The sequence below is a fragment of the Gordonia sp. 852002-51296_SCH5728562-b genome (genome assembly GCF_001665475.1).
Taxonomy (GTDB): domain Bacteria; phylum Actinomycetota; class Actinomycetes; order Mycobacteriales; family Mycobacteriaceae; genus Gordonia; species Gordonia sputi.
Window position 1 is genome coordinate 1 of record NZ_LZMI01000012.1, and the last position, 11,631, is coordinate 11,631.

Sequence of the window (11,631 nt, forward strand, 5' to 3'; positions counted from 1 at the left end):
GTCAAAGCCGACTTCCACGACTACCTCACCGCCGAACACACGAGCAACGAGGCTGCAGCGGCTGCACGCGCGGCCGGCACAGGCGCGACGGTTACCGAGATCGGCGCGCGAGCCCCGGGTTCAACGGACGCGGAGATCGTCGCGGACGCAGTCGGTGCCTGGATGGTGTCGCCTTCGACGCCAAGTGCGCCGAGGGCGAATGAGTCGACGTTGACCGGCGTCGAGCTCGCGTTGGCGGGTTCGATGCGCCTGACCGGTGCCCCACCGCTCAGCGCGCGGGTCGACATCCAATGGAACCTCGCTGATCCACCCGAGCCCGAGCCGCCCACAGACCCCGACGCGCCAACTGGTCCGGCCCCACCAGCCAGCCCCTGGTGGCTCGGCGACGTCGACCCACCAGGAGGCGTCGACCCACCGCTGGCAGACGCAGCCTGATCGCCGCGCCAGCTGACCGGCCGCGCCAGCTGACCGGCCACGCCGACCCGGCCGACACGCTAGCCCAACGAACCGGGCAAACCGTCGAATCCGGCTGTGCCGCAACCGTCTACACCCCGCCACCACACCCCGGTGGCGGGGCAGACGTGGTTGAGCAACGTGGTTGGGCAACGTGGTTGGGGGCGACGAAGCCTCCTGCCCCGCTCCAACTAGAGGCCGTGCTCGCCGAGCCACCCGGCCGCGAGGTCGCGTGGCTTGGTGCCCGCGTCTGCGCGTCGTGCGAGTTCGGCGAGATCGGCGGTGGTGATCTCCCCCGCGACACGATTGATCTGCTTGACCTCGCTGCGGGTCAGCGCGGCGGTCCGGTACACCGGCACGAGATTCTGCGCCCGCGGCCCGCTCTGCGGCGACTGACTCGACGGGGCGGATGGGGTGGATGTCGTAGTCGGAGTAGCCGGGGTTTGTCCCGCGTCCTGCTGCGTCGGCACGGGAACTCTCAGCGCCTGGATTTGTGGCGCCGCGGGGTCGATAGCGACCGCGGCGTCGAGGGCTGTCACGACGCCGACAGCCTGTGCCGTCCCGACCCGTGCGATCACCTCGCGTGCCGATCCGACCGACTCCACCGCACCGAAGCGACAACCCTGCGCGGCAAACACGGCCATGTCGGCGGGTTGCGGACGTCCGACGACCACCACGGGAAGCCCTTCGGGCAGTCGCCCACATTCCGATAGGTCGGTGACGTTGCTCGACTGCGCCAGCGACGTCGCGACGAAGACCTGGGGCGTTGCGCTCACCGGCGTCGCGTCGCCCACCGAAACACCTTGGGGCAGAGAGCGATTGAGCTCGTCGTAAACCTCGTCCGACGACGTGACGGTCGACTTCGGCGCGAGCGAGGTGAGCAGTTCGCCGCTGAATGCCGGAAACAGGTCGACCCGCGCGCGATCCATCTCGTCGAGCAGTGCGGTGTCGTCGCCGCGGGCCATGTCATCTGCCACGGGTGCACCGACGTCGCGCAGTGCTCCGGCGTAGATCTCAGCCATCACACGCAGCGCCGAGTCGTCGGCCGAACCGAGATGCAGCAGTCGACTCGACGACGCCGAGCCGCGCGACGAATCCGAACATCCCGCGAGCACCCCGGTGACAACCATCGCAACCGCAATGATGACAGCGGTGGCCCACACACGATTCCGCACGGCTCTCACGGTATAACGATGCCCCTGCGCGAGTAGCATCCACCTCGTGCCAATGCCCAACCTCCGCCCAGGTGCACGGAACGCACGTGGTGCGCGTCCGCTCCCCCGGATTCCGGTCCCCGTCGCACGGGCGGTCGTCGACTGCGCGGTCTATGTCGACGGGATCAGGCAGCCGGGGCGTATCACCTACGCCGACGCGTTCGAGCAGGTACGTGAGAGCGGCGAGGGGTTCGTGTGGCTCGGACTCGTCGCTCCCGACGACGCGCAGATGACCGGCGTCGGCGAGGTGTTCGGCCTGCACGAACTCGTCGTCGAGGATGCGGTGCACGCCCACCAACGTCCGAAGCTCGAGGTCTACGACGACACTCAGTTCCTCGTGCTGCGGACGGTCAAGTACGTCGAACACGAGTCGATGGAGAAGGCCAGCGAGGTGGTCGAAACCGGCGAGATCATGGTTTTCGCGGGGCGCGACTTCGTCATCACCGTCCGCCACGGCGACCACACCCACCTCCACAATCTGCGTCGACGACTCGAAGCCCGACCGGAACGCCTCGCGCTGGGTCCCACCGCCGTACTGCACGCCATCGCCGACAAGGTCGTCGACTCCTACCTCGCCGTTTCCGAACGGATGGAGGACGACGTGGTGTCGATCGAGAGCACCGTCTTCTCGCGGCAACAGCGCTGGCTCAACATCGAGCCGGTCTACCTACTCCGGCGCGAGGTGCTCGAACTGCGCCGTGCGGTCACACCGCTTGCGGGCCCGCTGTCGCGGCTGGCTTCCGACAACACGTTGGTGCCCAAGGAGATTCGACGCCAGTTCCGCGACGTGTCCGACCACCTCAGCACCGTGATCGAGCACGTCGTCGAATACGACGAAGTCCTCAGTTCCCTGCTCGACGCCGCCGCGACGAAGGTGAGCATTCAGCAGAACAGCGACATGCGCAAGATCTCGGCATGGGTGGCCATCGCCGCGGTGCCGACAATGGTCGCAGGCCTCTACGGGATGAACTTCGACATCCTGCCCGGCATGCACGACCGACAGGGCTTCGGCATTCTGTGCCTGGTCATGTTCCTCATCTGCGGCGGCCTGTGGGCGACGTTCCGTCGAAGTCACTGGCTGTAGTCGGCGACGTACCTGGCTGCGTGGCCAACCTGCGCGGACGGCCCGCGCGAGGCGTGTCGCACCGGATCACATGGTGGCGGGAGAACGCCTAGGGTCGGCGATGTCGATGCCCGCTTCCGCCCACGCCTCGCGCAGGGCGTCGGCTCCCTTGAGTCGCACCCAGGCGGCTTCGTTCGCGGTGATCGGGATCGTTCGCAGGAACCGCACCGGTTCCATCGGGTCGGGTAGTGCAAGCTCGCCCAGATCGTCGGCCATCGTCAGTAGCGCGGTGAACGGCGCGCCATCCCACAGGGGCTCACCGAGATCGACCAGTGCGTCCGGCGCGAGGATGAGTCCCTCGACCGCAGGCGCCGCGGCAACGGTCGCCAATCGCCGGTGCAGTCCGGGCATCGGGACCCGGTTGTGCATCCGCACCACAAGTTCGGCGCGCGGGCCGCGCAGCGGGTCGGCATGCAGGTCGCCCGGATCGGTCATCGGATGACGGGCGCATCCGACGGTCACGAACACCACGTCGTCGTCGAGCGCGAATCGTTCGACGTCGATGGGCTCGACGCCCAGGAAGGTCACCGACGCCCGCTGTGGTTCGACGCCGAGTTCGGAGACGACGTATTCGTGCACGGTGTCGGTGACGGAAGGACTCACGGCACTCAACGGTAGCCGGGCGGTTCAGGGACGCGGTAACCGCCGGTGCAGCGGATTGGTGGTCACCGGCGTCGAACGTCGCGGCGAACCCGGGACCGACGACACAACGGCCGGTGCGTCGGCGGTCGCTCGTGTTGCGTCGTGTGCCCGCATGGCAGCACTGTCGCCGACGCCGAGCCGCGGGGCGGTCACGATTCGTCGAGCACGCTCCGAGCAGACCGGGCACTCCACGTCGTCGGGGACGGTGAGCATCGAGTGCACCTGTTCGACGTCATCGCATGCCTGCGGGCACCGGAAGACGTAGGTTGGCATGTGCAGACCATAGCGCGACCTGTGCGTCGCGGAATCTTGAATGGCACTGCACCGTCGCGACATCAGGAGGCCGTCATGCCGGAGTTGCTCTTCCCGTTGGACTCATCGAAGCCGTTCACCGCGCAGCAGATCGTCGGACACAATCGGTGGCATCCCGATATTCCGCCTGCGGTCACGGTGAAGCCGGGAGACACCTTCCGCGCACATTGCCGCGAGTGGTTCGACGGCGCGATCCACAACGACGACTCGGCAGACGACATCCTCAACGCCCCGCTGAACAACGTGCACACACTCTCCGGACCGTTCGCGATTGAGGGCGCGCAGCCCGGCGACCTGCTGATCGTCGACATCCTCGACGTCGGGCCCATTCCCCAGGAGGATTCGGGTCCGCTAGCAGGTCAGGGCTGGGGTTATACGGGCATCTTCGCCAAGCTCAACGGCGGTGGGTTTCTCACCGAACAGTTCCCCGACGCCTACAAGGCGATCTGGGATTTCGCCGGGCAGAGCGCGACGAGTCGCCATGTGCCGCATGTGAAGTACACCGGAATCGTGCATCCCGGCCTGATGGGCACGGCCCCGAGCCCACAGTTGCTGGCAACCTGGAATGCGCGGGAGGGCGCGCTGATCGCCACAGATCCCGAACGCGTTCCGCCACTGGCACTTCCACCCGAACCCGACAGCGCCATCCTCGGATCGCTGAGCGGTGCCGACTTCGGTCGCGTCGCCGCGGAGGCTGCGCGAACGGCACCGCCTCGCGAGAATGGCGGCAACCAGGACATCAAGAATCTCACCAAGGGCAGTCGCGTCTTCTATCCCGTCTTCGTGCCGGGCGCCAACCTGTCCTTCGGCGACCTGCATTTCTCACAGGGCGACGGCGAGATCACCTTCTGCGGGGCCATCGAGATGGGCGGTTTCATCGATCTGCACGTCGACCTGATCAAGGGCGGCATGGAGACCTACGGCGTCACCGAGAACGCGATCTTCATGCCCGGCAACACCGATCCGCAGTACTCGGAGTGGATCGCGTTCTCGGGTACATCGGTCACGCTCGACGGTGAGCAGCGCTACCTCGACTCCGACCTCGCCTACCAGCGGGCATGTCTGCACGCGATCGAGTACCTCACGAAGTTCGGATACAGCCCGGAGCAGGCGTACCTGCTTCTCGGCTCGGCGCCGATCGAGGGACGGTTGTCCGGGGTCGTCGACATTCCCAATTCCTGTGCGACCGTGTACATTCCGACCGCGATCTTCGACTTTCCGGTCGCGCCCTCCAAGGACGGCCCGGTGCGGATCGACCCGGGAATCGGCGCTCCGCACGCCAGCTTCTAAAGGGCTCGGCCACATGCACCGCGCGCCGGTTGGCCTACCCTGACACACATGGTGCGTGTCCTGGCTGTCGCCGACGAGGTGGTGGACTCACTCACATTCGGGGTCGGCATTGAGGGAAAACCCGACCTCATCCTCGGCGCCGGGGACCTTCCCTTCGATTATCTGGACTCTCTCATGATGCTCTGCGACGCGCCGTGCGTTTTCGTTCCGGGTAACCACGACCCAGATCTCAGTGGTTACCGACAATCCAGAACCGGCTGGGTGCGCGCTGGGCTACCGGCACGCGATCCCGGCCCGCTCGGAGCGATCAACGCCGACGGCCGCACCGTCGAAGCCGCCGGGCTGCGTATCAGTGGACTCGGCGGCTCCATCCGCTACAACGGCGGCCCCAATCAGTACACCGAAGCGCAACAGCGATGGCGCAGTTGGCGAGTCCGTATCGGCGCCCACCTGCGGCGGCGTCGACCCGATATCGTCTTGACCCACAGTCCTGCCCGTGGCGTCGGCGACGGCGACGACCCGCCGCATCGCGGTTTCGAGTGCCTCAACAGCCTGGTGTCGGACCTTCATCCGGCACTACTCGTCCACGGCCATGTCCATCCGTTCGGCGCACATCCTCAGGACAAGATCGTCGGCAAGGACACCGTGTCGATGAACGTGGTCGGATACTGCCAGTTCGACATCGAGCCCGAGAGCCGCGACTTCACGATCGTGAGGCGACGATATGGCGCGTGACACCGGATTTCCCGACGCCGACGCCGAGAACGACTTCGCCCGCATGCGACGTCAGGCCGAACTCGCCCGTCTCACACACTGGTTCACCCGCCAACCCGCCGACGTCAACACGATCCTGCCGTTCGACGAAGTCGTGCGCGCACTCGGCAGAACCGGCGAGACCAACCTGGGTCTGCAGCAGGTCAACGTGCGTGACATCGTCGGAAGTGTCGACCGGACAAAGGATTTCGACAAGTACTTCCGGCCGACGTCGTCGCGCATCCGGCAACGTTGGCAACGTCTTGCCGCCGCGCAGCGTCGGGGAGAGTCGGTCCCGCCGGTACTGCTGTACAAGATCGGGTCGATGTACTTCGTCATCGACGGCCATCACCGCGTCTCGATCGCGATCGCCCACCATGTCGAGACGATCGACGCCTACGTCACCGAAATCCACACGCGCATCACACCTGACGGCATCAACGCGCCGTCGGACCTCGTACTCAAAGACCACCGCCGACTCTTTCTCGCGCGCGTTCCCCTCACGGGAGCGCAGGCCGATGCCGTGCGTCTGTCCGACCCGTTCGCCTACGCCGAACTCGCGGAGGCGGTCGAGGCGTGGGGTTTTCGGCTCAGCCAGGAGGTCGGAGAGTTCCTGAGCAGACCGGAAGTCGCGCGCCGGTGGTTCGGCGAGGAGTTTCTACCGGTCGTCCGAATGGCACGCCGCGCCGAGGTCCGGCCGGACATCACCGACGACGCCGAGCTCTACATGTGGGTCGCGGGCGAGCGCTATCGCCTTGTGCGCAGGCACATCTGGGACGACGAGATCATCGAGGAGCTTCGCGAGCAGTCGCGCCGCCGCCGGCGGTAGTGGTCTCGACAGGCTCGACCAGCGGGTTGGCGCTCGAGCAGCGGTGGACTCGACAAGCTCGACCAGCGGGTCGGCGCTCGAGCAGCGGGTTGGCGCTCGACCAGCGGTGGTCTCGACAAGCTCGACCAGCGGGCTGACGCTCGACCAGCGGTGGACGCGCGACCAGCGGAAAACCCCGCTGATCGAGCAGGGCACGAGCGAAGCGAGTACCCGTGTCGAGATCACCTGCGGCGCAGGCTCACTCCCGACTGCTGGTCGAACACGGCGATCTTGTCGGTGTCGAACACCAACTCGGCGCGCGAGTTCTTCGTCACCGCCGACTCCGGCGAGAGCCTGGCGACCATCTCGCCGGAACCGAGGTCTGAACCCGAGTCCGCCGCCAGTTCAGCCAGGGCGTCGTTGGCTGCGCGGCCCGAGTCAATGGTGAAGTAGGCGTACTTGTCCGAACCCATCGACTCGAGCACATCGATATCGGCGGTGAACGTCGTGCCACGTGCCTTGACCGCCGGATCGATGAGCGAAGCGTCCTCGATCTGCTCGGGCCGGATACCGATCAGCACCTCGCCGTTGCTGCCTTCCTTCTTCGCCTCGGCTGCAATGACATCGTGGTCGCTGAGCACCAATCGTCCCAGCGGCGTATCGATCGCGTCCGCGCTCAGCGTGCCGGGCAGGAAGTTCATCGACGGCGAACCGATGAACCCGGCGACGAACACGTTGACCGGATTGTCGTAGAGCTCGTTGGGTGCGCCGACCTGCTGGACATATCCGTTGCGCATCACCACCACACGATCACCGAGGGTCATCGCCTCGGTCTGATCGTGCGTGACGTAGACGGTCGTCGTGCTCAGTCGCGTCTGCAGACGCGAGATCTCGGTGCGCATCTGGACACGGAGCTTGGCGTCGAGGTTCGACAGCGGCTCATCCATGAGAAATGCCTTGGGCGACCGCACGATCGCGCGCCCCATGGCGACGCGCTGGCGCTGGCCACCGGACAAATTCGACGGCTTGCGGTCGAGGTACTGAGTCAGATCGAGGATCTTGGCGGCCTCGTCGACCTTCTTGTTGACCTCGTCCTTCGGCAACTTCGCCAGGGTGAGCGGGAACGCGATGTTCTGTCGGACCGTCATGTGCGGGTAGAGCGCGTAGCTCTGGAACACCATGGCGATGTCGCGGTCCTTGGGCGACTTGTCGTTGACCCGCTCCCCACCGATGTACAGGTCGCCGCTGCTGATGTCCTCGAGACCCGCGATCATGTTGAGGGTCGTCGACTTTCCGCAACCCGACGGCCCCACGAGGATGATGAACTCGCCGTCGGCGATCGTGAGGGTGAAGTCGTGGACGGCGACAGTGCCGTCCGCGTATTTCTTGCTGACGTTGTCGAGCACGATCTCTGCCATGGGGACTATCCCTTCACCGCGCCGGAGGTCAAGCCGGCGACGATTCGACGTTGGAAGAAGAGCACAAAGATGATGATGGGGATGGTGATGACGACCGCCGCAGCAGCGATGGAGCCGGTCGGCTCCTCGAATTGCGAACTACCGGTGAAGTTCGCGATCGCGACGGGAGCGGTGATCGCCCGCTCGGTCGAGGTCAACGACAGTGCGAGGAGCAGGTCGTTCCAGGCGAAGATGAACACCAGGATCGCCGCGGTCACAACACCGGGCGCTGCGAGCGGCGCGATGACCTTACGGAACGCCTGAAATGGCGTGGCGCCGTCCATCTTTGCCGCCTTCTCCAACTCCCACGGGATCTCGCGGAAGAACGCCGACAGAGTGTAGATGGCCAGCGGCAGAGCGAACGTGATGTACGGGAGGATCAGGCCGAGCCAGGTGTCGAAGAGTCCGATACTGCGCTCGATGTTGAACAGCGGTGTGACCAGGGAGATCTGGGGGAACATCGCGATCAGCAGTGCGGCACCGACGAGCAGCTTCTTGCCGGGGAAGTCCAGTCGCGCAACCGCATAGGCGGCCATCGTGCCGATCGCGACGGCGATGAGCGTGGTGATGAGACCGATTCCGAGCGAGTTGCGCAGCGCAGAGGTGAACGCACTCGTCTGGAAGATCCCCGAGTAGTTCTCCAGTGTGAAGTGCGTCGGGAAGAAGTTGCCGTCGGTCACGCTGCTGGCCGGCTTGAACGACAGGCTGATGATCCACAGCAGCGGAATGATCGCGTAGAGCACGACCAGGATGTCGGCGATCAGCCAGCCGACCCGAGATTTGGCGGTGCGGTTCATGGCGTCCTACCTCCCCTCGTTGTCGGAACCGGGCGCGGCGGTGCCGAAGCCCTTGATGAAGATGAAGGCGATGATCGCGACACACACGAAGATAAGTATCGAAATCGCTGATCCCACACCCAGATTGAACGCCTTGAACAGGTTGTCGTAGCCGAGCATCGACACCGAGTAGGTGTTGTTGTTGCCCGCCGTCAACACATAGATGTTGTCGAAGATGCGGAACGCGTCGAGCGTACGGAAGAGCAGCGCGACCAGGATCGCGGGCTTCATCATCGGAATGATGATGCGCCGCAGGCGGGTCCACGCGCCCGCACCGTCGACCTCTGCGGCCTTGAGTAGCTCATCGGGCACCAGCGCGAGACCGGCGAGCAGCAGCAGCGCCATGAACGGCGTGGTCTTCCAGACCTCGGCGAGCACGATGATCGCCAGTGATGGCCACTGCTGCGTCAGCGGCGCACTGCCGTCCGGCAGAAGATTGGCGAGGTAGCCGGTTCCGGGTGTCCACGCGTAGTACCACGAGAACGCGGCCGCAACCGTCACGATGCCGTAGGGGATCAGCACGACCGTCCGGATCACACCGCGCCCAAAGATGGTGCGGTGCATCACGATCGCGATCGCCATGCCGAGCACCAACTCGATGGCGACCGACACCACGGTGATGCCGAGCGTGACGAAGAACGCCGTCCACCAGTAGTTGGAACTGAGCACCGTGCCGTAGTTGCTGAACCACGTGAACTCACGCTCGCCCGGCGCCGACAGGCTCGACTTGTTGAGCGACAACCAGAATGCGTAGACGATCGGGTACGCGGTGACCACCAACATGAGGATCACTGCCGGAGCGATCAACCAGTACGCCAGTCGACGTTCCTGCTTCTTGCCCTCACTCACCTCACCGGATCGCTTCGCGCGCTTCGACGACGTCGCGGGTCGCTCCAGAGTCGCCGTGGAAGTCCCGCCTACCGACCTCGCGGCATCCGAGCGGGAAGCCGCCCCGACCACCGTGGCTTGCGCGGCGGTAGGCGTCAGGGGCGCCGACTTCTTCAAAGACGGAGCCCCAGAGGACGGGACCTCAGTGGACGGAACCCCAGAGGACCGAACCTCAGCGGACGAGCCGCTCGACGTCGGCGCGGCGTGCTCGGGTGCGCCCCCGGTGGGCTGCCCGAGACGCTCCGGCGGCGTCCACGCGTCCGAATGCACTGTGCGCCCGTACGATCCGGGTCCGTGCCCGGTTGCCGATCCGTCCGTCGTCGCCGATCCCCCGGTGTCGTCACCGTCGCCGGGCATTGCGTGCCTGCCCCTGCGCTCCTCGGCCGGGTCGTTGCCCGTGCCGTCGTTGCCGGATGTCATGGGATGAGTCCCTCCCCGTTGATCGCCTTCTGCACCTGCTCGGCAAGCTCGTCGACAAGGGTCTCGGGGTCCCAGGAGCCGACCGGAGAGAGCTTTGCCTGCAGCAGCGTCGAGATCGCTTGGTAATCAGGTGATTTCGGGCGCAGTGCAGCATGCTCGGGTTCGAGCTGGAGTTTGATGTCGTCGGCCATCGGATAGGCCGCGCGGAAATCGGGATCGCTGTAGAGCGACGAGATGACCGGCGGGGTGCCCGCGTCGATCGAGTAGAACTTCTGCGCCCGCGCATTCGTCAGACACATCGCCGCCTCGAACGCCAGGTCTTTCTGCTGCGAGGTGTTCGCCACTGCGATATTCAGTCCGCCGACCGTGCTCTTGGCCGGAATTCCTTCTGTCACACCGGGATAGGGAGCGAAGTCGAACTTCTGCCGAACCGCACGGGTCACCGGCGCCAGTTGTTCGTCTGTCGGGGTGTTGTCCTTGTCGGCGAACAGACCGGAATATTGCTGGAGTTCGGTCAGGAACGGCACGCTGCCCGCGGCGGCATTCTCGCGCATCGAGGACAGCACGAACGGCCAGTTGACCTGGTAGATCGCCTTTCCCGTCTCCATGCCCAGTCGCGAACTGGTCTCGTCGCCGTTGGTCAACGACGGATCGTGTCCGGGAGCGGTCGCAACGGCCTTCAGAATGCGAAGCGCCTTCACCGTGGCCGCTCGATGTTCTGGGGTGTCGTTGAGCGTCACCTTGTTCGGGTCGTTGGGATCGACCACCTCGCCGCCCGCGCTCGCGAGTACCGAGTTGAACCAGACCATCAGGCCTTCATATTGCTTGCCCTGCACCATGATGTAGCTCGGCCCGCCCTTGGCAAGGCTGCGGGTTGCGTCGGCCACCATGCCGTCCCACGTCTTGGCGGGCTGGCTTTTGTCGAGGGTCTCGCGCAGAACATCCTTGCGGTACCAGAGCAACTGGGTGTTGGTCCAGATCGGGATCGCGTAAAGGCGTTCCGCGTCATCGTGCTTGGTCTTCCACTTGGCGGTCTCGAGCGGACCACCGAGCGTCCTGCCTTCCACCTCACCGGCGATATTCTCGGGTACCGGCGTCAACCAACCCGCGTCGGCGAACTCGGCGGTCCACACGACGTCCATGCCCATCAGGTCGAGGCTCTTGTCGTTGCCGGAGAGCCGTCGCGCCAACTGCAGGCGCTGGTCGTCGGCAGCCTTGGGCAAGGCCGTCGTCACGATGCGATATTTGCCACCGGACTCCTGAGAACACTTGTCGCCCATGGACTTGATCGAACCGGCACCGTCGGCAGGCGGGTACAGATTCAGGACTCCTGGTTCATGACCGGAACCGCACGCGGACACGATCGGGAGCACGGTGACCAGTGCCGCAGCGGCGACGGCCGCCTTCACCGACATACGTCGCGATCGGCTCCGCC

Annotated in this window: 11 protein-coding genes and 1 pseudogene; 5 read left to right on the top strand and 7 right to left on the bottom strand. The window is 65.5% G+C overall.

Features of this window, described 5'->3' with window-relative positions; translation table 11 throughout:
* A pseudogene (locus tag A5766_RS24620) lies at nt 1-435 on the top strand (HNH endonuclease); the annotation flags it as partial.
* Nucleotides 436-644: 209 nt separating this feature from the next.
* Here A5766_RS24620 and A5766_RS03130 read toward each other — a convergent pair.
* The gene (locus A5766_RS03130; RefSeq protein ID WP_005205777.1) at nt 645-1,667 is read right to left on the bottom strand and encodes a glycine betaine ABC transporter substrate-binding protein; all 1,023 of its coding nucleotides are present in this window, start codon (nt 1,665-1,667) and stop codon (nt 645-647) included.
* A gap of 13 nt (nt 1,668-1,680) precedes the next feature.
* Between A5766_RS03130 and A5766_RS03135 the strand changes: the two genes are divergently transcribed.
* Nucleotides 1,681-2,751, top strand: coding sequence for a magnesium and cobalt transport protein CorA (locus A5766_RS03135; protein WP_005205778.1), 1,071 nt, complete (start codon nt 1,681-1,683; stop codon nt 2,749-2,751).
* Between the two features lie 66 nt (nt 2,752-2,817).
* Here A5766_RS03135 and A5766_RS03140 read toward each other — a convergent pair whose 3' ends face one another.
* A complete protein-coding gene (locus A5766_RS03140) occupies nt 2,818-3,393 on the bottom strand; it encodes a suppressor of fused domain protein (RefSeq protein WP_174273051.1) in 576 nt (191 codons plus the stop codon).
* Nucleotides 3,394-3,417: 24 nt separating this feature from the next.
* The gene (locus A5766_RS03145) at nt 3,418-3,705 is read right to left on the bottom strand and encodes an FmdB family zinc ribbon protein (RefSeq protein ID WP_039855522.1); all 288 of its coding nucleotides are present in this window, start codon (nt 3,703-3,705) and stop codon (nt 3,418-3,420) included.
* Between the two features lie 75 nt (nt 3,706-3,780).
* Here A5766_RS03145 and fmdA point away from each other — a divergent pair, with 75 nt between their 5' ends.
* Genes fmdA through A5766_RS03160 form a run of 3 tightly spaced genes read left to right on the top strand, consistent with a single transcriptional unit; the run spans nt 3,781 to nt 6,616 of the window.
* Entirely contained in the window at nt 3,781-5,034 is a 1,254-nt protein-coding gene (gene fmdA / locus A5766_RS03150; protein WP_064903426.1) for a formamidase, read from the top strand.
* Nucleotides 5,035-5,082: 48 nt separating this feature from the next.
* A complete protein-coding gene (locus A5766_RS03155) occupies nt 5,083-5,769 on the top strand; it encodes a metallophosphoesterase family protein (protein WP_064868476.1) in 687 nt (228 codons plus the stop codon).
* Nucleotides 5,759-6,616 carry a ParB N-terminal domain-containing protein gene (locus tag A5766_RS03160; RefSeq protein WP_064868474.1) on the top strand — a complete coding sequence of 286 codons (858 nt, stop codon included), beginning with the start codon at nt 5,759-5,761 and terminating at the stop codon, nt 6,614-6,616. Before A5766_RS03155 ends, A5766_RS03160 begins: the two co-directional genes overlap by 11 nt.
* Nucleotides 6,617-6,837: 221 nt before the next feature.
* Here the strand turns inward: A5766_RS03160 and A5766_RS03165 are convergent, their stop codons facing one another.
* Genes A5766_RS03165 through A5766_RS03180 form a run of 4 tightly spaced genes read right to left on the bottom strand, consistent with a single transcriptional unit; the run spans nt 6,838 to nt 11,611 of the window.
* Entirely contained in the window at nt 6,838-8,013 is a 1,176-nt protein-coding gene (locus A5766_RS03165) for an ABC transporter ATP-binding protein (protein WP_064903404.1), read from the bottom strand.
* 5 nt (nt 8,014-8,018) lie between these two features.
* Entirely contained in the window at nt 8,019-8,849 is an 831-nt protein-coding gene (locus tag A5766_RS03170; protein WP_005205785.1) for a carbohydrate ABC transporter permease, read from the bottom strand.
* A gap of 6 nt (nt 8,850-8,855) precedes the next feature.
* Complete coding sequence (locus A5766_RS03175; RefSeq protein ID WP_005205786.1) at nt 8,856-10,196, bottom strand: carbohydrate ABC transporter permease; 1,341 nt, start codon at nt 10,194-10,196, stop codon at nt 8,856-8,858.
* Nucleotides 10,193-11,611, bottom strand: a complete 1,419-nt coding sequence (locus tag A5766_RS03180) for an extracellular solute-binding protein (protein ID WP_039855524.1) — start codon at nt 11,609-11,611, stop codon at nt 10,193-10,195. The genes A5766_RS03175 and A5766_RS03180 overlap by 4 nt, the downstream gene beginning before the upstream one ends.
* Nucleotides 11,612-11,631 lie beyond the last annotated feature (20 nt).